The sequence below is a fragment of the Hafnia psychrotolerans genome (assembly GCF_014639435.1).
Lineage (GTDB): Bacteria > Pseudomonadota > Gammaproteobacteria > Enterobacterales > Enterobacteriaceae > Ewingella > Ewingella psychrotolerans.
The window spans coordinates 91,156-114,362 of the sequence record NZ_BMFZ01000006.1; the positions used below are offsets into that span (position 1 = coordinate 91,156).

Below are 23,207 nucleotides of genomic sequence, written 5' to 3' on the forward strand. Positions count from 1 at the left end.
GAGACACACAGGAGAATTACATGCAATCGACTTTTTTACGTAAAAGCCTAGTAGCTGCTGCACTGGCGCTCTGTTTTGTTGCCGGGGCCCAGGCCAAAGACCTGCGCATCTCCATGTACGCTGACATGACCGGGTTTGACCCGCATGACACTACCGACACCCTAAGTTACTCCGTACAGAGTGCTATTTTCGAGCGTCTGTTCCAGTTCGATAGCAAAATGGCGATCGTACCCGTACTGGCCACTGATTACACCAGCAACAGTGAAGCCACCGAATTCACTATCAACCTGCGCCATGACGTGACCTTCCAGGACGGCACGCCGTTTAATGCCGATGCCGTGAAAATTAACCTCGATCGCCTCGCTAATCCGGCTAATCATCTGAAACGTAATGCGCTGTTTAGCATGATTAAATCGGTGGATGTCGTGACGCCGTATCAGGTGAAAATCACCCTAAATAAACCGTTTGGCGCGATGATCAACACGCTTGCGCACCCGTCAGCCGTCATGCACAGCCCGGCATCACTGAAACAGTATCCGAACGAGCAGGATCTCAGCGTGCATCCGGTAGGGACCGGGCCGTTTAAATTTGTCGAGTGGCAGCAGGGCAAAGACGTCAAGTTGGTGAAGTATGACAACTACTGGCAAAAAGGTTGGCCAAAAGTTGATTCGGTGACGCTTTACCCGACACCGGAAGACTCCACGCAGGTGGCAAAGCTCAAGTCTGGTGGCGTGGATGCGGTGTATCCGTTACCTTCTGATTTGGTCGATGCCGTGAAAAGCGATCCGAAGCTGGATATTTCGCAAAACCCAGGCATCTACCTTTATTACATCGCGTTCAATACGCAGAAGAAAGAGTTCTCAGATGTGCGTGTACGCCAGGCAATTAACTATGCCATCGACCGTAATCTGTGGCTGAAAGTCGGTTTTGCCGGTTTGGGGTCGCCGTCGACATCGCCGCTGCCGAAAAACGTCCAGTTCTATCAAAAGCAAACTTCGCCGGATTACAGCTACAACATCGCTAAAGCGAAAGCGCTGATGAAAGCCGCCGGTTACGAGAAGGGTTTTGATGTTGAACTCTGGAGCTCCAACAAAACCGACCGTATCCGCAGCGGTCAGTTCCTCAAACAGCAACTGTCGCTGATTGGCATCCGGGTCAAACTGGTGCCGATGGACTCCGGGACATTGAACCAGCGTCTGTGGAGCACGCCGAAACCGGCGGATGCTAAAGTCGAGATGTATTACGGCGCGTGGTCAGCGTCAACCGGTGATGCTGACTGGGCGCTGCGTCCGCTGTTCGCCACCGAATCTTGGATTCCGAAAGGCTATAACGTCTCTTATTACAGCAACAAAAAGGTGGATGAGGCCATTACTGCGGGCCTGCAAACCGCCGATGTCGCTAAACGTAAAGCGGCCTACGCTGACGCGCAAAAACTCCTGTGGGCTGACGCACCCGTGGCCTACCTTGGTGTTCCGGACAATTTGGTCGGCAAGCGCAAAGACCTGTCCGGTGTTTATATGCTGGCGGACGGTTCGCTGATCTTCAATCAGGCGGAGTTTAAGTAATTTTATTGTTGTTCTGCTCCTCCTGTGACGAAGCAGGAGGAGTAAACATCACCTGTCATGAAGGTACGGGAACATATTTATGCTGACCTATTTTATCCGCCGGCTCCTGGAAATGATCCCGGTACTCCTGGTGGTGTCACTGCTGGTTTTTGGTTTTATCAAGCTACTACCCGGTGATCCTGCACGTATTTATGCCGGGCAGGATGCACAGATTGAAGCGGTGGAGTCAGCGCGGCAACTGCTTGGCCTGAACGATCCGCTGCCTGTGCAGTACTGGCACTGGCTCGACGGTATGGTACATGGTGATTTAGGCACGACCTATCGCACCCGGCAGCCGGTCAGTAGCGTCATTGAAAGCGGTTTTATGCCGACATTATTGCTGGCGCTGGCCGGTTTCGCCTGGTCGGTGATATTGGGCTTGGTGATCGGCGTAGTGTCGGCGCTAAAGCGAGGAAAGTGGCAAGACTGGACGCTGATGAGCATGGCGGTCGGCGGGATTTCTATGCCGCCTTTCTGGCTGGGACTGCTGTTGATTCAGTTCGTCGCCATGCCATTCGGGGTGTTTTCAGTCAGCGGATTTAACCATCCCAGCGATATCATCTTACCGGCGATCACGCTGGGGTCTTCCGTAGCAGCAGTGATGGCGCGTTTTACTCGCTCGGCGTTTCTCGATGTGGCACAGGAGGACTACGTACGCACCGCCAACGCCAAAGGATTACAGGCGCAGCGCGTCACCTGGAAGCACATTATGCGCAATGCGCTGATCCCGATTATCACCATGCTCGGTCTGCAATTTGGATTCCTGCTCGGCGGTTCGATCATTGTTGAGAGCGTGTTCAGCTGGCCAGGCCTTGGGTGGCTGCTGATTGAGTCGATAAAAACGCAGGATCAGCCGGTTATTCAGGCGCTGGTGATGCTGTTTGTGTTCGAATTTATCCTGATTAACCTGTTGGTAGACTTGCTCTATGCAGTGGTTAATCCGGCTATCCGTCTGCGTTAAGGAGGCCCTATGACTGAGCCTGTAATTGTCACGCCTGCACCGCAGAACGACGACATCCGTTCCCCTTGGTACGATTTTTTCCACGCGTTTATCCGTAATCCGATGGCTGTTGTGGCCGGTGGATTTATTCTATTGCTGGTTCTGATCGCCATCTTTGCCCCATGGCTGGCCCCTTATGACCCGATGACACCCGACTGGATGGCACTGGGTGCTGGTCCTTCGGCGACGCACTGGTTTGGCACGGATGATCTGGGCCGCGACGTGTTAAGCCGTATCATTTATGGTTCGCGCATTTCGCTATACGTGGGTGTTTTCTCGGTAACGCTCGGTATGATCGTTGGCGTATTTCTCGGGCTGCTGGCGGGTTATTACGGCAAATGGCTGGACATGCTGATCATGCGTGGCTCGGATGTGCTGTTTGCTTTCCCCGGTATGCTGCTGGCGATTGCGGTGGTGGCGATCCTCGGTCCCGGCCTCAACAATGTGATCATCGCAGTCGCCGTATTCAGTGTGCCAGTTTTTGCCCGCATCGTGCGTGCCGCCACGTTATCCATCAAACAAAGTCCCTATGTTGAAGCGGTTCGCTGTGTTGGTGCGCCTGACCGGGTAGTGCTGTTGCGCCATATTTTACCCGGCACGCTCTCGAATGTGATTGTCTATTTCACCATGCGCATAGGTACCAGCATTCTGACCGCGGCCAGCCTCAGTTTTATCGGCCTCGGGCCTGAGCCAGATGTTCCTGAGTGGGGCAATATTTTGGCGATGAGTCGCAACATGATGATGGCCGGAAAGTGGCATGTCAGCGTGTTCCCCGGCCTTGCGATCTTCCTCACGGTATTGGCTTTTAACTTGCTGGGTGATGCCCTACGCGACACGCTGGATCCTAAACTGAAGAAATGACGACAGAAACCGATAATTTTTCCCGCGTTGGCCTGGATGCCTTACTGCTGCGCTGGGCTGACAAACGGCAGATTTTTCGTCCGCGTTTTCCCTGCGGGCCGACCAATAGCCTGGGCGACGTTGCGGGGGTTACCGTTGGGCACAGTACACTGGCGGCGGGTGAAGTTCAGACTGGCGTCACCGCGATTGTGCCTCCCGGCGACAATCTTTACGCACAGCCTTTGCCCTGCGGTGTCACGGTGCTCAACGGTTTTGCTAAACCGATGGGGTTGATTCAGGTGATGGAACTGGGCGAACTACAAACACCGATTCTGCTCAGTAACACGTTTGCCGTCGGGACTTTATTCAACGCCCTGGTGAAGCGAAGTTGCCAGCAGTTTCCGCAAATTGGCCGCCCGAATCCGACCATCAATCCGCTGATCCTTGAATGCAACGACTTCTATCTCAATGATATTCAGGCGATGGCGGTGACAGAAAGTGATGCGCTGGCCGCGCTGGACAGCGCCCGCAGCGACTTCACCCGTGGCAGCGTAGGGGCCGGGCGGGGCATGAGTTGTTTCGGACTAAAAGGGGGCATTGGCACCGCGTCGCGCTGGTGCGAAAGTCTCAATGCCACGCTTGGCGTTCTGGTACTGGCAAACTTTGGTATGCTGTCTGAACTTACGCTTGATGGTGTGCGAGCCGGCCCAGCAATACAGCAACGTTTACCGCATCTTGCACAGCAGGTTGATGCCGGTTCGGTGATCATTATTCTGGCCTGTGACCGGTTTCTCGACAGCCGCCAGTTGTCGCGCATCGCCAAACGTACCGGAGCGGGGTTAGGCCGTCTTGGAAGCTATTGGGGCCACGGCTCTGGCGATATTGCACTGGCATTTTCCACCCAGCGACAAGGTACGCTTCCCGCTGAACGGGAGCTTGAACCTTTGCTGGCGATGGCGGCAGACGCGACCGAACAGGCTGTGCAGGATGCCATGCTCAGTGCTGAATCTGTTCGCGGATTTCACGGTAATCACCGCGTCTCCTTGCGGGATGTTTTGGATCACTACAACGAGAACCCATCATGAAAATTTTTATCTCTGCCGATATCGAAGGCGTGGCGGGCGTGATGCGCCCAGAGCAATGCAGCCCCGGTAATGCCGACTATGACGCCGCCCGTGCCTTAATGGAGCAGGAAGTCAATGCTGCGATTGACGGCGCATTTGCCGGGGGTGCAACGACCGTTACAGTGGCAGACAGCCACGGCTCAATGCAAAACCTACGGGCTGAAAATATCGACCCGCGTGCGCGCCTGGTTCAGGGTAAACCTCGGGCTTTGTCGATGATTGAAGGTATTGCGCAACAGCAGTACGACGGTCTGATGCTGGTGGGCTTCCATACCGCAGCGGGTGAAGCGGGGGTGCTGGCGCATACCATCAACGGACGGGCGTTTTATCGAGTAAAACTGAATGGGCAGGTCGTGGGTGAGAGCGATCTTTATGCAGCGGCGGCAGCTGAGTTAAATGTGCCATTGTGGCTGGTGACCGGCGACGACCAGCTCGAAAGGTGGATCAATCAGCACTATCCGTATGCACAGTTTGTTTGTGTCAAACGCGCGATCTCGGCTAACGCCGCCGAATCCGACAGCCCGTCGATTGCCCGCGCCCAGATACGTAAACAGGCTACCCTTGCTGTCACCAAAGCTGTGCCGGGCATCACCAACCGTTTTTCCTCGCCGTATTCGCTCGAACTGATGGTGGCTAAACCGGTGTTAGCGGACCTGTTCATGCTTATTCCCGGCGTTGAACGTCTTGATGCCGTTACCCTGAGCTATGCCAGCGCCCGCGTTGCGCCCATCATCAGTTTACTGAGTGCCTTCTCCTATCTCGCTTCAACGCAGAAATAAAACTGCCTATCTTCATTCTTCATGCCGCAACTGCGTTACCCTCTGCGGCATCAAGGATGACGGGTATCATGTGACATTGAATTTTTTGAAGGGGCCAGAAGCGCATGCGCTTACGTCATATCGAAGTGTTTCAGGCGGTTTTACAGGCAGGCAGCGTCAGCGGCGCGGCACGGTTACTTAATGTATCGCAGCCCAATGTCAGCCGGGTGCTCAACCATGCTGAGCAACAGCTGGGCTTTACGTTGTTTGATCGTAGCCCACAAGGATTGATCGTCACGCCGGAAGGGCGACGGCTGATGCCGGAAGTGGAGGCGTTGTTCAGTCACATTCAGGCCATCGGCGTCCTGGCCGAACAGCTGCGTCAGGGCGAAGGGCAACATGTCCGCATCGGCTCGGCACACTCACTGGGCCACAGCGTGATGGCCCCGGTACTGGTGGATTTTCGCCGTCAGATCCCCGGAGGCAGCGTTGAGTTGGTCACCGGCCATTTCAACACGCTCAGTCAGGATTTGCTGCATTATAAGATGGATTTTGCACTGGCTTTCGGCGAGCAGGTGTCTTCCGAACTGGTGTCCGAGTCTATCTACCGCGCCGATATGGTGGCGCTGTTACCCCTCGACAGCCCGCAGGAAGGACCGGTTGCGCTGAGCTGGCTGTGTGACAACGATTTACTGATGCTGCAACAACAAGACCCGCTGGGTCAGGTACTCAGCCGCGTGTTACGTGAAAACGGCCTGACACCGCGTTCGCAACTGCATATTAAAACCTACTCGGTGATCGCCGATTTGGTGCTGGCTGGCGGGGGTGTCGGTGTGGTTGATACCTTTACCGCCAGGCGTTACAGCGACCAGCTTAAAATCCTGCCTGTCGTTGAAGCTCTGCCCTTTGAAGTCATTTTGCTTAGCCGCAAAGATCAACCTCAAAGCCAGGCAGCGATTAAACTCAAACAGCTGATCAGACATAAATTATGGGAGCTGGAGGCATAGAGCACGCCGGAAATTCAACACTCTGCTGCGGTTGGAAACTAACCGAACATTGTAGCCCTGGAAATAGAGGCAGAACGACTTTTGCCAAGGCCCATCGGGCATTTCTACCAATAAACGGCCCTGACCGAGCGATGTCAGCGTGCCACGGCTACGCAGAGGGCCAACCCCCATCACGAACTGGTCACCTTCGATGTCAAACGCCGCTTTTGATTCTGGGTGGAACCAGCCTCCCTGTACCATCTCCAGACAGTCATTAGGTTCGACCGGTACAAACTGGCGCACTGCGTGACCTATCTCACCCTTGATAGCATCGCCGTCCCAGCGCAGGCGCATCGGCATATGAGCGGAAAGAGAAATGGCCTCATCTTTATCCGCCCCTTGATACAAACTCTCATCGGCGCCCAGATAGCTGGCGACACCTTGATTGACTTTCAGCCAGTAAGGTTCGGCGACGCTGGCGTAGAGTCCGTCAGGTATGGCGTTGCTGCGTGTGGGTAAGGGGCTGTCGAGCAGGGCGGCCATCACTTGCAGTGCGGCGCTATAAGCAGCGGTGTCTTCGCGGTTAGAGACTAACGCAATCCCGGCATTAAGTTGCGGATGCAGCAGGAAATAGGCTTTATAACCGGCATGAGAGCCGCCATGGCCGTACACGTTGTGGCTGCCGATCTGAACGGCGGTGATTCCCACACCATAAGCAGAGCGAATGTCACCGTGCAGATGGCGTTGCACAGTCAGCTTTTCCAGCATCCCGGCACCGGGACCGCTGTTTGCTAACAGGCTTTGCAACCACACCGTGAGTGAGCGCAGGCTGCCGGTCAGGCTCCCTGAGGCCGACAGATGCAACCCCGCACTGGTGGTTTTCCAGACGGATTTATCTTTCCAGTAACCCGGAACCAGACCGGGAACCACATCAAACCAACTTTCCGGCGCATGCAATGCGATGTCCAGTGGCCGGGCAATGTGCTGTTGCAGCAACGTTTCAAACAAGATCCCTTTACTGTTTAAAATGGCTTCAACCAGACGGTAGCCGGTATTCGAGTAAGAAATTTCAGTGCCCGCCGGAAAATTCAACCCACCAGACTGTGCCAGGAATTCGAGAATGGCGTCTGGTTCGCTGGCGGCATAGACCGAGACACCCAGCAGCGAGAGCGTTTCGCGCACGTCGGGCAAACCTCCCGTCATGTCCAGCGCCTGACCAATCGTCACCTGTGACATGGGGGCTTTCAACTGGGGTAAATACTGGCCGAGAGTGTCATTAAGAGAGAGCCCAGCATCGCTGTGATACAGCGCCAAAGCGGCGAAAATATGCTTGGTGACCGAGGCGTAGCGTACCACGCTGTCAATACTGAAACGCTCACCGGTAGTGAGATTGGACAGACCGCCTGAGGCATGTCCCTGAAGCGAACGGCTGTCAAAGAGCGTCATCGCCCCCCCCGGCTCGCCGGGCTGGTTCCATTTTTCGGTAATGTTGTTGGCCGCGGCCAGCGCCGCCTGCCACTGTAACGCGTGTTCTGATTTTCTTAGGGTGGATGTCATTCCTGATCCCCTGTAACGTTAATCTGTGATTGAAAAGTCGTGGTCGCTGCCCGTTAAAACCCTGTTGACCTGACTTAACCCGGCTCCTCAAGACTGAGACTTAGCGATCGCAATTCTGCCGTATGTGGATGGGTCACGCGTCCTGCCCGTAAATCATCGGCGCTCAGCAGCTCGACCATTTCACCACCAATCATCACGCCGATTCTGGTGCAAAGATGCGTAACGACTGCCAGATTGTGACTGACCAGTATATAAGTCAGTTTGCGGCGCTCACGCAGGTCGGTCAGCAGGTTAAGAATCTCCGCCTGAACGGAGACATCCAGCGCGGAGGTCGGCTCATCCAGCAGCAGGATCTCCGGTTCAGAAATCAGCGCACGGGCAATCGCTACCCGCTGTCGTTGCCCGCCGGACAACTGATGCGGAAAGCGAAAACGCACCGATTGAGGTAATCCAACCTCCGACAATGCGTCGCTGATCCGCTTTTCAATATTAAGAAAACCGTGCACGATCAATGGTTCACTGAGGATGCGGTCAATAGTTTGGCGCGGGTGCAACGAGCCATACGGATCCTGAAAGACCATCTGCACGCGGCGGTAAAAGCGTTTTTGGCGTATCGGCAGTTGAGGATCACCCCCAATGATCATCTCACCGCGCCAGAATGGGTATAAGCCGACCAATGCTCGCAAAATGGTGGATTTCCCCGAACCACTTTCGCCGACGATACCAAAACACTCGCCAGGTGCCACGTTAAAGCTAACCCCTTTTACCACCTCGATATCGCCAAAGGAAATGCGTAAATTATCTAAGGTTATCTTGGCGTTAGTTTTCTCTGTCATCTCACTCATGATGTTTTCCATGCTTCATCCCGTACCAGCACGGGCAACCGCGCTCGCGGATGTTTCAACGACGGCAGGCACTCCAGCAGGCCACGGGTATAAGGGTGTTGCGCTTTGAGCAGATCACCGGCCTGCAAGGTTTCCACAATACGACCGGCGTACATGACTGCCACGCGATCGCAGAATTTCGACACCAGCGGCAAATCATGGCTGATTAAAATCAACCCCATGCCACGACTGGACACCAGCTCATCCAGCAGACGCAGGATTTCTGCCTGCACGGTGGCGTCCAGGGCACTGGTCGGCTCGTCAGCGATCATCAGCTCCGGGTCCGGTGCCAGCATCATGGCGATCATCACCCGCTGTCCCATGCCACCCGACACTTCATGGGCATAACGCTGCGCCACTTTATGCGGTTCACGGATACGCACTTGATCGAGCAAATCGATAGCAGCTTCCATCGCCTGTTTTTTGCTACCGCCTTTGTGGGTGTGCCAGGCTTCAGCAACTTGTTTGCCGATCGGCATCACTGGGTTGAGCGAGTACTTAGGGTCCTGCAAAATAAAACCGACCCGTTTACCTCGGATCTGACGCATCTGCTTTTCACTGGCATTACGCAGATCGATGCCGTCGAAAGAGAGCGTGTCGGCCCGGTATTTGGCACTGGAGGGTAACAGGTTCATCAGGCAGCGCGCCGTCAGGGATTTCCCCGAACCGCTTTCGCCCACAATGCCGAATTTCTCTTTGCCGAGCGAAAGTGACACGCCACGTACAGCGTCAAAACTCCCACTTTGACTCTCAAAGGTAATATGTAGATTTTTGATATCAACCAACATCAGCGCTCCTTAGGATCGAGGACGTCACGCAGGCCGTCGCCGAGAAAGTTAAACGCCAGAGACGTGATGAAAATAGCCACCGCCGGGATCAGCGGTACCCACCACTCTTCGAACAGGAAGCGGCGGGCGGTTGCGATCATCGCCCCCCATTCCGGCGAAGGTGGCTGCGCACCCATGCCCAGAAAGCCCAGACTGGCGGCGGTAATAATGATCGAACTCATGTCCAGGGTGATCCGCACCACCAGGCTTGGTACACACAGTGGCATGATGTGCTGCCAAACAATGCGTGCCGACGTCGCTCCGGTCAGCCGGCAGGCCGCGATGTAATCGGTGCCGCGCACCTGCATGGTTTCGGCCCGGGCCAGACGCGCATACGGCGGCCAGGCCGTGAGGGCGATGGCCAGAATGGCGCTCTCAATCCCCGGCTTCAGTGCAGCAACAAACGCCAGTGCCAAAATAAGACGCGGGAAGGCGAGGAAGATATCGGTAATGCGCATCAGGATGCGGTCCAGCAGCCCGCCAGCATAGCCGGCAACGCAGCCAATCAGCAGACCGAGTGGTGCCACAATAGCCACTACGGTGATCACCATGCCAAGCGTGATCCGGCCGCCATAAAGTATACGGCTGAAGGTATCGCGACCCAGTTCATCGGTTCCCAACCAGTGCAATGAAGAGGGCTTTGCCAGACGGTTAGCCAAATCCTGAGCGCCAGGGGGGTAGTGGGCGAGTAGCGGGGCACAGACTGAAATCAACAGCACCAGTAGCACGGTAAACAGGCCAATGACGGCCAGTGGATTGGTGCGCAGACCTAGCCACAGACGGTAACGGCGCCCCCAAATAGCCTGCGTACGCGTGTGGGGTGTATCGGCCAGCAGCCAGGCGCGTGAACCCGCCCGGGGTTGCGGTAAAGCAGGGAGAGTCGTCATTTTACGCGTGGGTCCAGAAGTCGGTAGAGAAGGTCGGCGAATAGATTCAGCATGACGTAAATCGCGCCAATCAGCAGCGTGGAGCCAATCACCGGGTTCATATCGGCGTTCATTAATGACATGGTGAGATACTGCCCGAGGCCCGGCCAGGAGAAGACGTTTTCCGTCACCACCGCGCCTTCCAGCAGACCCGCATAGGTCAGCGCCAGCACCGTGATCAGTTGTACACCGACAGTCGGGAACGCGTGCTTCCAGATAACGGTCTGTGCTGATAATCCCTTGGCGCGGGCTGTGATGATATATTCACCGCTCAGTGCATTGAGCATGAAGGTGCGTGTCATACGGGTGATATAGGCCATGCTGAAATAGGCCAGGATCAGCACCGGTTGCACCATATGCGCCAGCGCGTCCCTGAAAGCGTCTATATCCCCGGCCAGCAGAGTGTCCACCGTGAGCAATCCGGTGACCTGCGGGATCATGTCCTGATAAATAATATCCTGACGGCCTGGGCCAGGTGCGATACCCAGCACCGAGTAGAAAATCAGCAAGCTGAGTAATGCCAGCATGAACACCGGCAGAGAGTGACCAGCCAAACAAACGACGCGAATGGTTTGATCAATCCAGCTGCCCTGGCGCGTTGCCGCCCAAACACCCAGTGGAATACCGATCACCGCAGCGATAATGATGGCTGCGGTGGCCAGCTCCAGGGTCGCAGGGAAGAAACGGGCAATATCTGTAGTGACGGGGTTGGTGGTCAGGGCTGAACGGCCTAAATCACCGTGAAACACCTGATTCAAATAATGGAGGAACTGCATCCAGAGGGGCTGATCCAGCCCCATTTCATGACGAACACGTTCGACGACTGCCTGCGGTGCATTATCGCCCACCGCAGCCAGCACCGGATCGGTCGGCATGACCCTACCAATGAAAAAGGTCACTACCGACAGACCGAACAGGGTTAGACAAACGCTGATGCAGGTACTCAGAAAACCCTTGAGTCTCTTGCTCACGCTTTCATAACCTTCTCATAAGGGCAGGTACTCATGACAGTTAATACCACGCCGGAAATCTCATGTCGGCAGGCGGCGGTTAGCGTTGGTTGCATCATGATGGCAAACGGGCTGTTTTCCATATGTTTAATTTGCAACTCTTCGTACAGTTTTATGCGGGTGGCTGGGTCCGGCTCATGCAGCGCCTTCTGGCTGAGATCGGAAATGGATTGATCCTGCCAGCTGCAGCGCCACGCCAGTGTGCGGCTTTTGGTTTTGTCACTGTTATCCGGGTTACTGCAGAAAGCTTCGGCATTGGAGTTCGGATCAAAATAGTCCGCGCCCCATTGGGTGAAGGCCAACTGCTGCTGACGGGCACGCATTTTGGTCAGTACCTGACGGCTTTCGGCGGCCAGTAATGTGACCTTAATACCAATTTCAGCCAGATTTGCCTGCAATGCCTGAACGATGTCAGCCTGCGGTGAAGACGAGTAGTGATCGAGCGTGATTTCAAAGCCATCGGGGAAACCCGCTTCTGCCATCAGAGCCTTGGCTTTTGTAACATCACGTTTGTACATGATGGTGTTTACCGCAGCCGGGAAGCCTTCGGGCAGGAAACTCTGATGTACTTTGTGAGTCAGCGGGACAATGTGCTGTTGGATACTATCGTAATCAATGGCCCATTTGATGGCTTGCCACACCTGCGGTTTAGAGAGGTTAGGGTGCGCCGTATTGGCGGACAACATCATGGTTCCGGCAATGCCTTTGCGCACCAGCGTGAAGTTTTTATCGTCAACCAACGGGCGTAGTTGCTCAGTATTTAAATCGCGGGCGATGTCGATATCGCCTTTTTTCAGCATCAAGAGTTGCGCAGAGGGATCAACGATGTGGCGCAGGATAATGCGCTGGATCTTGCCGGCGTGTGGGTTGTTTTTATTGGTTTCAAGAATAACCGATTCACTGACTTTCCAGTCACGGAGCTTAAACGCACCAGAACCCGCACTGTTTTTCTTCAGCCAGGCATTACCCAGATCCTCACCGACCTGATGCGCCATACAGGCCGATTTCTGCACGATGCAGCCGACGTTGGCACTCAGGCAATACAGCAGGAAAGATTCAGAGGCCGGTTCTGCGGTTTTGATCACGAGTGTGTGGGCATCGGGGGCGCTGATAAAGCTATCAACGTTGTCTTTGGTGTAGCCAAACTGGTTAATAATATAGGCCGGGCTTTTATCCAATTTCACTGAACGCTGTAAGGAGAATGCGGCATCTTCGGCAGTAACGGGTTTACCGTCAGCCCATTTCGCTTTCGGGTCCATCTTAAAGGTAAAGGTTTTCATGTCCGGAGAGGCTGTCCAGGAGACGGCCAGATCGCCTTCGATTTCGTCAGGGGAAGCCAGTTTGGGTTTCACCAGTTGCTGATAGATATTGCCGGTGATTTCGGTACCTACCGATTCAAAGCCTTCGTGCGGGTCAAGACTGGTGATGATGTCGAGTTTGATAGCCATCACCAGGATAGACGTCGGGGTGGCGGCGAAGACGGGTTCAAAGCTCAAATAGGATAAAACAGGAACAGCAGCAAAACCGGTAACAAATTGACGCCTGGTAACCATAATAACTCCCATGATATTGATAGTTAAATCAAAAATAGAAAATGACTCTGGTGTGCTCTTGACTTGACAGCATGCTGGTGGCTTTAATTGAAAATCAGCCACACGTTTAAAACGCTGCTTTACCTTTCAGAAAAACTAATCTGAAAATGCCGACACCTGGTCATCGGTAGTGCAGTCACGGGCATTGAATGCACCGTGGATGAGCAAACTGTCAGCAGCTTTTGTCATGCTTAACCCAAGAGACCTTTTTTATGAATAACATAGCGCACGGAACTGAAGCCTTAATGCCGGTATTTGACGGACATAACGATGTTTTAATGCAACTTTGGCAGCAACATCGCCAGGATCCGGCACAAGCTTTCCTTAATGGTCCTGCCAGCGGACAGCTGGATTTGCCGCGCTGCCGTGAAGCGGGCTTCGCCGGTGGGCTTTTTGCCGCCTGGGTGCCGTCGCCACAATTAGACCCTGCAAGTCGCGTGCCGGATCTCACCATTGACGCACGTTTTTTGCTGGAAGGGACTCAAAAGCATGCAGATTTTTCTCCGACACCTGCTCTCGAATTTGCGCGTGATGTCACCATTGGCATGATGGCTTTTTTGCTGCGCATTGAAGCGCAGTCGCAGGGCGCAGTAAAAATTTGCCGGTCTGCGCAGCAGATCCGTGAAGCGATGCAAAATCATGCATTAGCTATTGTTATTCATATCGAGGGCGCAGAGGCGATTGACCCAGACCTCTACCTACTGGACGTGCTGTTTCAGATGGGGTTACGAACTTTGGGGCCGGTGTGGAGCCGTCCGAATATCTTCGGGCACGGCGTGCCGTTTAAATTCAATACCTCACCAGATACCGGTCCAGGTCTGACAGATCTTGGCGTGAAGCTGGTTGAAGCCTGTAACCGTAAGCACATCATGGTGGATTTGTCGCATCTCAATGAGAAGGGCTTCTGGCAGGTGGCTGATATCTCCAATGCACCGCTGGTGGCCAGCCATTCCAATGCTTTTTCACTTTGCGCCCAGTCACGTAATCTGACGGATGCGCAACTGGGTGCGATACAACAGAGCGGAGGTTTTGTCGGCCTTAACTTCGCTACGCCATTCCTGCGTGAAGATGGCACCCGCGATGCCAATACCGGCACCGGTGACTATCTGCGCCACCTGGATTATCTGCTGGAAAAACTGGGTGAAGACCACGTGGGCTTTGGTTCGGATTATGACGGGGCTTCAATGGCGCCCTTTATGAAAGATGTCAGTGGTTTACCGGTGCTCATCAACGCGATGCGTGAGGCGGGTTACGGTGAAGCATTGGTGACAAAAATAGCGCATAAAAACTGGATTAGCGTACTGGAGAGAACCTGGGGGGAGTGATATTTCCTCCCTTTAGTAAGGGAGGAAATGGAGGATTACTCAGTAAACAGCGTCTGCTTCAACGCACGCTCGATGCCGCGAAGCTCCGCTAATCCTCTGAGTCGCCCAATCGCCGAATAACCGGGGTTGGTCTTTTTGTGCAGGTCATCAAGCATCTGATGGCCGTGGTCCGGGCGCATCGGGATAGGGCGCATATTCCCTGCGCGCTGACGGGTCTGTTCTTCAGTCAGAATCGCTTTGATCACGGCAACCATATCCACATCACCGTCAAGATGATCGGCTTCATGGAAGCTGCCTGGCGTGGCTTCACGCTGAGTCGCGCGCAGGTGGATAAAATGCACCCGGTCGGCATAGGTGGTCATCATCTTCACCAGATCATTATCTTCGCGCACGCCGTACGAACCGGTACAGAAACAGAAACCATTGTGAATACTGTCAACTGTCTCTTTCAGCCACTGCATGTCTTCAATGGTCGACACAATACGCGGCAAGCCGAGGATGGGGCGCGGGGGATCATCAGGATGCACCGCCAGCTTTAGCCCGTGCTGTTCTGCTACAGGCACGATGCTGCGCAGGAAATGTGCCATATTTTCGCGCAGTTTGCTCTTGTCGATATTGTCGTAGGTGGCCAGACGGGCGCGGAACTGCGCTAACGTATAACCCTCTTCAGCACCCGGCAAGCCAGCAATGATATTGGCGGTCAGCGTCTCTTTCTCTGCATCGGTCATTGCGTTGAAGTATTCAGTAGCCTGAGCCTGCTCGTCCGCCGAGTAATACTGTTTTGCGCCTTCGCGTTTCAGCAAGTGCAATTCGAACGCGGCAAAGGCGATATGGTCGAAGCGTAAGGCGCGCGAGCCGTCCGGCAGCAAATAACCCAAGTCGGTGCGGGTCCAGTCCAATACTGGCATGAAGTTATAACACACCGTATCGATGCCGCAGGTCGCCAGATTGCGGATCGACTGCTGGTAGTTGGCAATGTACTTTTCGACGTCACCGCTTCGGGTTTTGATCTCTTCGTGAACCGGAATGCTCTCGACCACCGACCACACCAAATTTTTTGCAGCGAGTTCAGCCTGCCGTTTTTTGATCTCCTCGACCGGCCACACGTCACCATTAGGTATATGGTGCAGGGCGGTGACAACACCGGTGGCTCCGGCCTGTCTTACGTCATCCAGTGACACGGGGTCTTTCGGGCCATACCAGCGCCATGTTTGTTCCATGTAAAACTCCTTATATTCGAAATGGGTGTGCTTAAAACGGGTTACTCTGCTGGAAAATAGGCAATCTGTGACATCACTTGTTTTAGTTTTCTTGACGCCATGCAGGTTAGAAGTTCACTCTACACGCGTTGGATGGTCTGGTGGTAGGGTGGTCAGGCCACCTGACCGACATATCATTCAGCATGAAAAGGATCATTAATGTGATCTGCTTTGCAAATTTCTGATCGTTAGACATTTTCGTATGCGAGTATCGACCAGAGAACGTGCTTTAGCCGGAGAAAATAATGGAACTACCCACACTCAAAGTCGAAAGGCTGTACCGCCAGATTTCAAACGTTCTGATTAACTGCATTAAGAATGGGCAGTTTGCGCCGGGTGAGATGATCCCGTCCGAACGTGACTTATCCAAACAGTTGGGCGTGAGCCGCTCGTCGATTCGAGAAGCGCTTATCGCGCTGGAAATCACCGGTTGGATTGAGATCCGTACCGGTAATGGTGTGTATGTCAGTCACCCGTTGCCGCTGCAGCCCGTGGCACAAACGGAAGAAGAATTCAGTCTGGAATCGCTGGTCAGGGCGCGTCAGATTTATGAATGCACCATGGCAGAATTAGCGGCGTTGAACGCAACGGAAGATCAACGTGAGAAACTGGCAGAGATTAACCGCGAACTGAGCCAGTTCAACATGAATAACGATGCATTTCTGGAACAGGACCGTTGTTTTCATTTGATGATCAGCGAAATGACGGGAAATGAAGTCCTGCACGACATGATGGAGTACCTGTGGGACAAGCGAAACTCGCACCGTTTTGTCCGGTTGGAAAGCCATTACACCGACACGAATTTCGCCCGCGAAATGAACACAGACCATCAGGCTATCACCGACGCCATCCTGGCGAGGGATGCGCAGGGCGCAAGAACCGCGATGCAGGGACATCTGCAACATGTGTACGATCGGTTATTTAACGAATAAAGGGCGCAGCACACCGTTTCGGCTTTAAATCGGGTAGAACGGCATCCCAAGATATCGTCTGCCTTGTCAGCGTTGAGCCAGGTGTTTTTTTCACAGAAAGAGGCAAGGTAAACAAAGCATGATCGCCATGAAATGGTTAACTCTCGGATTTGTCTGCGTTCTACTGCTGTCATTGGGTTACAGCTATGCGAAAGCCACGCAGCCACGTGCGGAACCTGCGGGTCAGAGCTGGTCGACCGCGCGCAGGGATTCAGCCGGTATCGCGCCGGATCCGCACAAGCTTAAAAGTATCGCCATCGTTCAGATTTATACTGCGCCTACTTACGGTTGGCGCGGGCTGGTGGCGGTGCATCCGTGGATTATCTTCAAGCGCGAAGGGGAAACTCAGTTCACCCGCTATGATGTTATTAGCTGGGGCAGCACAAATGTGGTTCGCCGCAACTACGCCATCCCGGACGGTTACTGGTTTGGTTCACAACCCACACTGCTGGTGGATCATCGTGGGGCGCAAGCTGAAATGATGATTCCGCAGATAGAAGCGGCCATCAAAAATTACCCTTTCCCGCACACTTACCACGCATGGCCCGGGCCGAACAGTAATACGTTTATTGCACATATTGGTCGGGAAGTCCCTGATTTAAAATTGGACCTTCCGTCGAATGCGATTGGCAAAGATTACCGGGCCATCACTAATCCCATTGGTTTACCGCCTTCAGGCCGTGGCGTCCAGGTTTCTATTCTGGGCGTTCTGGGGATTACGTTAGGTATTGAAGAAGGGATTGAGGTGAATATTCTGGGACTTAATCTGGGAGTGGACATCAAGGATCCTGCGCTGCGGTTACCTTTTGTGGGGCGTGTCGGGTAAGTTTTTTGGGTGGCAGCCCAAACCTGCTTTTAAATCTTTAAATTCAAATTCAAATTCAAATTCAAATTCAAATTCAAATTCAAGGTCGTGGGCGTCGGCCCACACCGACCAGAGGGCGGCCTGTCGCCGCCGCCCTCTGGACTCCCGGGCTCTTTCATGAGGCTCCTCCAGCTGCGCCGGTCACAATGACCGTGTTTCAGTCGCCACGGTGACAGCCGCAAAATGCCGCCGCGTTGCGGTGCCTTCATTTCGGGTTCGGACCGGCTCGCAATAACCCCGCTCGCCGTTTCTCACCTCTCATTCAGCGCCATTTTTGAATGCGGCCGAAGCTTCTTTAAATTCAAAATTCAAAATTCAAAACCAACACGATATTTGCCTTTAAAAATGTCGAGGCCGCGTTCAAAACGACGTCGAGGGAGAGGCGCAAAACCGCGTGGGGGTTTGCGCGGGTTGAAGCCCGAACGGAGAGTACCGAGTAGCGGCGGAGTTTGCGGCTATAACAGAAATACCTGGAACACGGCCATTGTGACCCGCGCAGCTGCTGTTTTTAAAAGAGCCGGGGATTCTGAAGGGGCGCGGCGATAGGCGCCTCTTCAGGCCAGTTTGGGTGGCAACCCAAGGTCTTGAAGTTGAATTTAAAGATTAAAAATTTGCCTCAGCTTTCCCAAAGCCCAAAAACTTAATCCACTTTTTCTTTAAACTCGCAGAGGTCCTCAATCAAACAGGACCCACACCGTGGCTTCCTCGCGATGCAGGTATAACGGCCATGTAAGATAAACCAATGATGGCAGTCGAGTTTGAACTCGGCGGGAACCACTTTCAGCAGTTTCTCTTCGACCTCTTCCACGGTTTTACCTGGGGCAAAGCGGGTGCGGTTGCAGACACGATAAATATGGGTGTCAACGGCAATGGTCGGCCAGCCGAAAGCAGTATTGAGCACCACGTTAGCGGTTTTACGACCGACGCCGGGCAGGGCTTCGAGTGCAGCGCGGTCTTCCGGTACTTCGCTGTTATGTTTCTCTAACAGAATGCGGCACGTTTTGATCACGTTCTCGGCTTTGGCGTTAAACAGGCCGATGGTCTTAATGTACTCCTTCACGCCGTCTACCCCCAGATCAAGCATAGCCGCCGGGGTGTTAGCGACCGGATAGAGCTTCGCGGTGGCCTTGTTTACGCTGACATCGGTGGCTTGTGCGGAAAGTAACACGGCGATTAACAGTTCGAATGGCGTGGTGTAAACCAGCTCGGTGGTCGGATGCGGGTTATTTTCCCGCAGACGGCTGAGTATGCTGATGCGCTTTTCTTTATTCATGAGGCGTTATCCGCGTTGCCCTTTGGCAGTGATTGCGACTGAATCGCCGAAGCTCTTGCCGCCTGTTTGGCTTTCTGCCGCTCGTCGATCAGGTATTTCCCTGCTAACAACAAACCAAGGCCGATAAATGCCCCGGGCGGCAACATGGCCAACAGAAATGGGTTATCCAGGTGAATCACTTCCACACGCAACACTTTTGCCCAACTACCGAGCAGTAAATCAGCACCGTTAAACAGTACGCCGCTGCCAAGAATTTCACGCATCGAACCCAGTACGAACATGGCTGCCGTCGCACCGAGTCCCGTCATCATGCCGTCGAGCGCTGCCAGATGTACCGGACTACTGGACGCACAGGCTTCGGCCCGGCCAACAACAATACAGTTGGTCACAATCAGCGGAATGAATATTCCCAACGCCTGATAAAGACCAAAGGCGTAGGCGCTGATCAACATCTGCACGGTACTGACCACTGACGCGATGATCAGCACGTAAATAGGGATACGAATTTCATGCGGAACCCAGCGGCGAAACGCAGAGATCATGGCGTTGGTGCAGATCAACACCAGCGTGGTTGCCAGTCCCAGACCGAGAGCATTGGTGGCTGTAGACGTCACCGCCAACAGCGGACAAAGACCCAGCAGCTGTACTAATGAGGAGTTATTGGTCCACAGACCCTGAACAATTATCTTTTTGGCTTCACTCATCACGGGCTCCACATGGGGTGAGGTGGGAAAGCTGAGATGGCACTGTCTCGATAAATAACGCAGTGCGTTTCACAGAACGTACCACGGCACGTGGGGTGATCGTCGCACCGGTAAATTGGTCATACATCCCGCCGTCTTTTTTTACCGCCCAGCGAGTATCTGTGGGACCGTTAACAATCTTGCCAGCAAAACCTTTGATCCAGTCGGAGACACGCACTTCAATTTTGTCACCCAAGCCCGGCGTTTCATGTTGTTCCATTACGCGAGTGCCATAGACTTTGCCATGAAAATCTGCCGCCACCAACAGTTGAATAGCCCCGGCGTAGCCGTCAGGCGCGGTCGTTTCAATGACCGCTGCCACGGGGATACCGTCTTTACGCGCCAGATAGAGAGGGTGGATCATGGTGCTACCGAGCGCGGGGTCAGTGACGTTGTAACATTCTTTTTGCATATCATTGTTATAGACATCCGACGGGATCACTTCGTCGAAAAGCTTCTTCTGCTGCAACAGCGCCTGATGTTCAATCGTTGGCTTGGTGAGCATGTTGACCACGGCGGTCATGCCGGTCATTAGCGCACCGAATACCGCCAGCGTTACGCCGTGGCGGCGCATGGTCTGTAAAATCTTGCCTTTTTCCATGCTGTCCTCAGCGATGCCCGTAAACGCGCGGTTGGGTATAATGGTCGATCAACGGCACGGTGATATTTGCCAGTAATACGGCAAAAGCGATACCGTCAGGATAACCGCCATAAGTGCGGATCAACCACGCCAGCAGGCCAATCAGTCCGCCGAAAATCAGACGGCCTTTGGGGGTTGTCGATGCCGTTACGGGGTCGGTGGCAATAAAGAAAGCCCCCAGCATGGTGGCACCCGAGAACAGGCCAATCATCGGCGGCGGATAAGCTTCCGGAGAGAGCCCCCAGGCCAGCGTAGCGCAGAACGTCATCACCACTAATACGCTGACCGGAATATGCCAACTGATGATTTTTTTCGCCATCAGGAACAGGCCACCGACCAGAAAACCAAGGTTAATCCACTGCCAGCCAAGGCCCGCCAGCAATCCTGCAAACAGCGGTTCGGCCAGCACCTGATCGGCGCTATGGCCGGAACGCAACCCGGTTTTAAACGCATCCAGTGGGGTGGCTTGCGTCACACCATCCACATTCATTTGTAACTGATAGGCGGATAAATCCTGACTGTTATGGCCGGTAAATATGGTCATCAACGTATCAACCAAACCAACATGGTGATGTTGCAGTGCATCCGGTGGCAGCCATGTTGTCATCTGTACCGGGAAGGAGATCAGCAGCACCACGTAACCCACCATTGCCGGATTAAACGGGTTCTGGCCGAGGCCGCCATAGATCTGCTTAGCGATAACAATGGCAAATACCGTCCCGATCACCACTATCCACCATGGCGCGAGTGGCGGCAGACTGAGGCCCAGTAACACCGCCGTCAATAGCGCGGTGTTATCACTGAGGTGTTTTTTGACCGGCATTTTACGCAGTTGTAACACCGCACCTTCAGTCAGCAGGGCGATGACCATCGCCAGGGCTAACTGCACCAGCGTGCCATACCCAAAGAAGCGCACCTGCGCCAGCAGGCCGGGAATACAGGCCAGGATGACCATCAGCATGATGGTGCTGGTGTTTTGCCGGTTATGTGTAAAAGGAGAACTCGCGATTCTGAAGGCCATTTATTCCTCGTTCGACATTGTCTGGGCAGCCGCTTTTTTGGCCTTAACCCGGGCGATAGCCGCCGCCACAGCGGCTTTACGTGGATCGTTTTCTTGTTGTGTGGGTTCTGCTGCCACGTTCTCTGATGTTTCTTGTTGCGCGGCCGCCTTTTTGGCTTTAACCCGTGCGATCGCAGCAGCCACAGCGGCTTTACGCGGATCATCGGCGCAAGGTTCAACCGGTGACGGTGTCACAGACACCGTGCTGTCAGTGGCTTCAACCACCACGCCGGACATCCCGGCTTTTTTGGCTTTCACTCTGGCGATAGCCGCATCCACAGCGGCTTTGCGGGCGCTGCCATCGTCAGTCTGAGCGGATGTTGAGGGAATAGGCACCGGTTCCGCGGCTACCGGAATCTCCTGTGTTGCTGCCGCTTTTTTAGCTTTGGCGCGCGCAATCGCGGCAGCCAGTGCCGCCTGACGAGGATCGACCTCAGTGACGGACTGTTGCTTTTCTTCAGCGGTTGTTACTTTTTCAACCGGTGGCGTATTGAGCTTCACCGCAGATTTCTGGTGCTTCTCTTCGCGAGCCTGTTTTTCCCGTGCCATGCGGGCCTGTTTGGCTTCAAAACGCGCTTTGGCCTCGGTAGCTTTAGCGGTTTCTAAATCCACGGCGCGGATCTCGGCCTTTTCCTGACGGTAATACTGTACCAGCGGAATATTACTCGGGCAGACGTAGGCGCAGGCACCGCATTCTATGCAGTCAAACAGATTATGATTGCGGGCTTTCTCGTGCTCCTGACCACGGCTAAACCAGTAAAGTTGTTGCGGCAGTAAACTCGCCGGGCAGGCATCCGCACACAGGCTACAACGGATACAAGCTTCTTCCGGTTCCGGCGGGCTTATTTCACTTTCAGACGGGGCCAGCAGACAGTTGGATATTTTCACCACCGGCACGTCAAGGGATGGCAGGGTGAAGCCCATCAGAGGTCCGCCCATGATCACCATCTTCTGCGTACCCTGTGGGCGCAGCGCGCCTTCTACCATCAGGTCGGCAATGGGTGTGCCGAGACGCGCCCAGACGTTACCCGGTTTTTCCATTGCTTCGCCGGTCAGTGTAACGACGCGTTCAATCAGGGGTTCGCCATCGATAATCGCGCGTTTAATGGCAAATACCGTCCCGACGTTTTGCATTAATACGCCGATGTGCGACGAGTGCTGCCCTTTGGGGACTTCGAGGCCGGTCAGTATTTTGGTCAACTGCTTGGCACCGCCGGAAGGGTATTTGGTCGGTACCACGCGAAGTTCGATAGCCACACCGTCAGTTTGCTCGGCTTTAATGGCTTTTTTCAGCGCACTGATGGCGGCAGGTTTATTGTCTTCGATGCCGATGATCACTCGCTCAGGTTTCAGCATATGGCAAAGAATACGGGTGCCTTCCAGGATTTCCCCGGCATGTTCCTGCATCAACCTATCATCGGCGGTGATGTAGGGTTCACATTCTGCGGCATTGAGGATCAGTGTGCGGGTAGAGGTCAGCCCGCCCTGCAGTTTGCTGGCGGTCGGGAAACCTGCGCCACCCAGCCCGGCAATCCCGGCCTGATGAATAAGTGCATTGATTTGAGCAGCATCGAGCTGATGGAAATCAGTGACAATGTCACGTTCAATCCAGCGGTCTTCACCATCGGCACGAATTAGAATGCATCTCTCTTTCAGCCCGGACGGATGCGCGGTGATATGCGGCTCAATCGCGGTGACCACGCCTGAGGTCGGCGCATGAACAGGTACAGTGCGGCCACGGCCAGTGGTTAGCGGTTGTCCTTTTAATACCCGATCACCGGTTTTTACACACAGCTCACCTTCGGGGCCAAGATGCTGTTGAAGAGGGATGATAAAGCGCTCAGATAACGGTGCACGGCGCAGCGGCACGTGGCTGGATTGGGCCTTCATTTCCGGCGGATGAATACCGCCGTTGAAGTCCCACAGCTTGTCTTTTTTGAGCGCGGAAAACATAGTAAACATG

21 protein-coding genes are annotated in these 23,207 nt (G+C 54.2%); 9 read left to right on the forward strand and 12 right to left on the reverse strand.

Annotated elements, in window-relative coordinates:
- Positions 1-20: 20 nt before the first annotated feature.
- The 6 genes from IEV89_RS12310 to IEV89_RS12335 all read left to right on the forward strand — a co-directional run bounded on the left by IEV89_RS12310 (position 21) and on the right by IEV89_RS12335 (position 6,333).
- Positions 21-1,565: a glutathione ABC transporter substrate-binding protein gene (locus IEV89_RS12310; protein WP_188473813.1), complete on the forward strand. Its 1,545-nt coding sequence runs from the start codon at positions 21-23 to the stop codon at positions 1,563-1,565.
- Between the two features lie 79 nt (positions 1,566-1,644).
- Positions 1,645-2,565 carry an ABC transporter permease subunit gene (locus tag IEV89_RS12315; protein ID WP_188473814.1) on the forward strand — a complete coding sequence of 307 codons (921 nt, stop codon included), beginning with the start codon at positions 1,645-1,647 and terminating at the stop codon, positions 2,563-2,565.
- Positions 2,566-2,574: 9 nt separating this feature from the next.
- Positions 2,575-3,465 carry an ABC transporter permease subunit gene (locus IEV89_RS12320; protein ID WP_188473815.1) on the forward strand — a complete coding sequence of 297 codons (891 nt, stop codon included), beginning with the start codon at positions 2,575-2,577 and terminating at the stop codon, positions 3,463-3,465.
- On the forward strand, positions 3,462-4,529 hold the full coding sequence (locus IEV89_RS12325; RefSeq protein WP_188473816.1) for a P1 family peptidase: 1,068 nt from the start codon (positions 3,462-3,464) through the stop codon (positions 4,527-4,529). The genes IEV89_RS12320 and IEV89_RS12325 overlap by 4 nt, the downstream gene beginning before the upstream one ends.
- On the forward strand, positions 4,526-5,347 hold the full coding sequence (locus IEV89_RS12330; protein ID WP_188473817.1) for a M55 family metallopeptidase: 822 nt from the start codon (positions 4,526-4,528) through the stop codon (positions 5,345-5,347). Before IEV89_RS12325 ends, IEV89_RS12330 begins: the two co-directional genes overlap by 4 nt.
- Positions 5,348-5,451: 104 nt before the next feature.
- The gene (locus IEV89_RS12335) at positions 5,452-6,333 is read left to right on the forward strand and encodes a LysR family transcriptional regulator (protein WP_188473818.1); all 882 of its coding nucleotides are present in this window, start codon (positions 5,452-5,454) and stop codon (positions 6,331-6,333) included.
- Here IEV89_RS12335 and IEV89_RS12340 read toward each other — a convergent pair.
- The 6 genes from IEV89_RS12340 to IEV89_RS12365 form a co-directional block, all read right to left on the reverse strand.
- Positions 6,313-7,869 (reverse strand): serine hydrolase domain-containing protein, encoded by a 1,557-nt coding sequence (locus IEV89_RS12340; protein WP_188473819.1) that lies wholly within the window; start codon positions 7,867-7,869, stop codon positions 6,313-6,315. The genes IEV89_RS12335 and IEV89_RS12340 overlap by 21 nt on opposite strands.
- Before the next feature lie 74 nt (positions 7,870-7,943).
- Positions 7,944-8,714: an ABC transporter ATP-binding protein gene (locus IEV89_RS12345; RefSeq protein WP_229746462.1), complete on the reverse strand. Its 771-nt coding sequence runs from the start codon at positions 8,712-8,714 to the stop codon at positions 7,944-7,946.
- The gene (locus IEV89_RS12350; RefSeq protein WP_188473820.1) at positions 8,711-9,541 is read right to left on the reverse strand and encodes an ABC transporter ATP-binding protein; all 831 of its coding nucleotides are present in this window, start codon (positions 9,539-9,541) and stop codon (positions 8,711-8,713) included. The genes IEV89_RS12345 and IEV89_RS12350 overlap by 4 nt, the downstream gene beginning before the upstream one ends.
- Positions 9,541-10,467: an ABC transporter permease gene (locus IEV89_RS12355; protein ID WP_188473821.1), complete on the reverse strand. Its 927-nt coding sequence runs from the start codon at positions 10,465-10,467 to the stop codon at positions 9,541-9,543. Before IEV89_RS12355 ends, IEV89_RS12350 begins: the two co-directional genes overlap by 1 nt.
- Positions 10,464-11,477: an ABC transporter permease gene (locus tag IEV89_RS12360; RefSeq protein ID WP_188473822.1), complete on the reverse strand. Its 1,014-nt coding sequence runs from the start codon at positions 11,475-11,477 to the stop codon at positions 10,464-10,466. The genes IEV89_RS12355 and IEV89_RS12360 overlap by 4 nt, the downstream gene beginning before the upstream one ends.
- The gene (locus tag IEV89_RS12365; RefSeq protein ID WP_188473823.1) at positions 11,474-13,069 is read right to left on the reverse strand and encodes an ABC transporter substrate-binding protein; all 1,596 of its coding nucleotides are present in this window, start codon (positions 13,067-13,069) and stop codon (positions 11,474-11,476) included. The genes IEV89_RS12360 and IEV89_RS12365 overlap by 4 nt, the downstream gene beginning before the upstream one ends.
- A gap of 251 nt (positions 13,070-13,320) precedes the next feature.
- Between IEV89_RS12365 and IEV89_RS12370 the strand changes: the two genes are divergently transcribed.
- Positions 13,321-14,433 (forward strand): dipeptidase, encoded by a 1,113-nt coding sequence (locus IEV89_RS12370; RefSeq protein WP_188473824.1) that lies wholly within the window; start codon positions 13,321-13,323, stop codon positions 14,431-14,433.
- 35 nt (positions 14,434-14,468) lie between these two features.
- On the opposite strand, the gene uxuA is transcribed toward IEV89_RS12370, so the two are convergent.
- Entirely contained in the window at positions 14,469-15,653 is a 1,185-nt protein-coding gene (uxuA, locus tag IEV89_RS12375) for a mannonate dehydratase (protein ID WP_188473825.1), read from the reverse strand.
- 284 nt (positions 15,654-15,937) lie between these two features.
- Between uxuA and IEV89_RS12380 the strand changes: the two genes are divergently transcribed.
- Positions 15,938-16,624 carry a FadR/GntR family transcriptional regulator gene (locus IEV89_RS12380; RefSeq protein WP_188473826.1) on the forward strand — a complete coding sequence of 229 codons (687 nt, stop codon included), beginning with the start codon at positions 15,938-15,940 and terminating at the stop codon, positions 16,622-16,624.
- A 118-nt stretch (positions 16,625-16,742) separates the two neighbouring features.
- Positions 16,743-17,489 (forward strand): DUF3750 domain-containing protein, encoded by a 747-nt coding sequence (locus IEV89_RS12385; protein ID WP_188473827.1) that lies wholly within the window; start codon positions 16,743-16,745, stop codon positions 17,487-17,489.
- 679 nt (positions 17,490-18,168) lie between these two features.
- On the opposite strand, the gene nth is transcribed toward IEV89_RS12385, so the two are convergent.
- From nth to rsxC, 5 genes are read right to left on the reverse strand one after another with little or no spacing between them, the layout of a single operon-like run.
- Positions 18,169-18,801, reverse strand: a complete 633-nt coding sequence (gene nth, locus IEV89_RS12390; protein ID WP_188473828.1) for an endonuclease III — start codon at positions 18,799-18,801, stop codon at positions 18,169-18,171.
- Positions 18,798-19,505: an electron transport complex subunit E gene (locus IEV89_RS12395; RefSeq protein WP_188473829.1), complete on the reverse strand. Its 708-nt coding sequence runs from the start codon at positions 19,503-19,505 to the stop codon at positions 18,798-18,800. The genes nth and IEV89_RS12395 overlap by 4 nt, the downstream gene beginning before the upstream one ends.
- Positions 19,498-20,130 (reverse strand): electron transport complex subunit RsxG, encoded by a 633-nt coding sequence (gene rsxG, locus IEV89_RS12400; RefSeq protein WP_188473994.1) that lies wholly within the window; start codon positions 20,128-20,130, stop codon positions 19,498-19,500. The genes IEV89_RS12395 and rsxG overlap by 8 nt, the downstream gene beginning before the upstream one ends.
- Positions 20,131-20,152: 22 nt before the next feature.
- On the reverse strand, positions 20,153-21,205 hold the full coding sequence (gene rsxD / locus IEV89_RS12405) for an electron transport complex subunit RsxD (RefSeq protein WP_188473830.1): 1,053 nt from the start codon (positions 21,203-21,205) through the stop codon (positions 20,153-20,155).
- A complete protein-coding gene (rsxC, locus tag IEV89_RS12410; RefSeq protein ID WP_188473831.1) occupies positions 21,206-23,206 on the reverse strand; it encodes an electron transport complex subunit RsxC in 2,001 nt (666 codons plus the stop codon).
- Position 23,207: the final 1 nt, after the last annotated feature.

Bases quoted from the DNA above. Each gene is read 5' to 3' on its own strand.
- IEV89_RS12310 (WP_188473813.1), top strand. From the start codon at position 21: ATGCAATCGACTTTTTTACGTAAAAGCCTAGTAGCTGCTGCACTGGCG.
- IEV89_RS12315 (WP_188473814.1), top strand. From the start codon at position 1,645: ATGCTGACCTATTTTATCCGCCGGCTCCTGGAAATGATCCCGGTACTC.
- IEV89_RS12320 (WP_188473815.1), top strand. From the start codon at position 2,575: ATGACTGAGCCTGTAATTGTCACGCCTGCACCGCAGAACGACGACATC.
- IEV89_RS12325 (WP_188473816.1), top strand. From the start codon at position 3,462: ATGACGACAGAAACCGATAATTTTTCCCGCGTTGGCCTGGATGCCTTA.
- IEV89_RS12330 (WP_188473817.1), top strand. From the start codon at position 4,526: ATGAAAATTTTTATCTCTGCCGATATCGAAGGCGTGGCGGGCGTGATG.
- IEV89_RS12335 (WP_188473818.1), top strand. From the start codon at position 5,452: ATGCGCTTACGTCATATCGAAGTGTTTCAGGCGGTTTTACAGGCAGGC.
- IEV89_RS12340 (WP_188473819.1), bottom strand. From the start codon at position 7,869: ATGACATCCACCCTAAGAAAATCAGAACACGCGTTACAGTGGCAGGCG.
- IEV89_RS12345 (WP_229746462.1), bottom strand. From the start codon at position 8,714: ATGAGTGAGATGACAGAGAAAACTAACGCCAAGATAACCTTAGATAAT.
- IEV89_RS12350 (WP_188473820.1), bottom strand. From the start codon at position 9,541: ATGTTGGTTGATATCAAAAATCTACATATTACCTTTGAGAGTCAAAGT.
- IEV89_RS12355 (WP_188473821.1), bottom strand. From the start codon at position 10,467: ATGACGACTCTCCCTGCTTTACCGCAACCCCGGGCGGGTTCACGCGCC.
- IEV89_RS12365 (WP_188473823.1), bottom strand. From the start codon at position 13,069: ATGGTTACCAGGCGTCAATTTGTTACCGGTTTTGCTGCTGTTCCTGTT.
- IEV89_RS12370 (WP_188473824.1), top strand. From the start codon at position 13,321: ATGAATAACATAGCGCACGGAACTGAAGCCTTAATGCCGGTATTTGAC.
- uxuA (WP_188473825.1), bottom strand. From the start codon at position 15,653: ATGGAACAAACATGGCGCTGGTATGGCCCGAAAGACCCCGTGTCACTG.
- IEV89_RS12380 (WP_188473826.1), top strand. From the start codon at position 15,938: ATGGAACTACCCACACTCAAAGTCGAAAGGCTGTACCGCCAGATTTCA.
- IEV89_RS12385 (WP_188473827.1), top strand. From the start codon at position 16,743: ATGATCGCCATGAAATGGTTAACTCTCGGATTTGTCTGCGTTCTACTG.
- nth (WP_188473828.1), bottom strand. From the start codon at position 18,801: ATGAATAAAGAAAAGCGCATCAGCATACTCAGCCGTCTGCGGGAAAAT.
- IEV89_RS12395 (WP_188473829.1), bottom strand. From the start codon at position 19,505: ATGAGTGAAGCCAAAAAGATAATTGTTCAGGGTCTGTGGACCAATAAC.
- rsxD (WP_188473830.1), bottom strand. From the start codon at position 21,205: ATGGCCTTCAGAATCGCGAGTTCTCCTTTTACACATAACCGGCAAAAC.
- rsxC (WP_188473831.1), bottom strand. From the start codon at position 23,206: ATGTTTACTATGTTTTCCGCGCTCAAAAAAGACAAGCTGTGGGACTTC.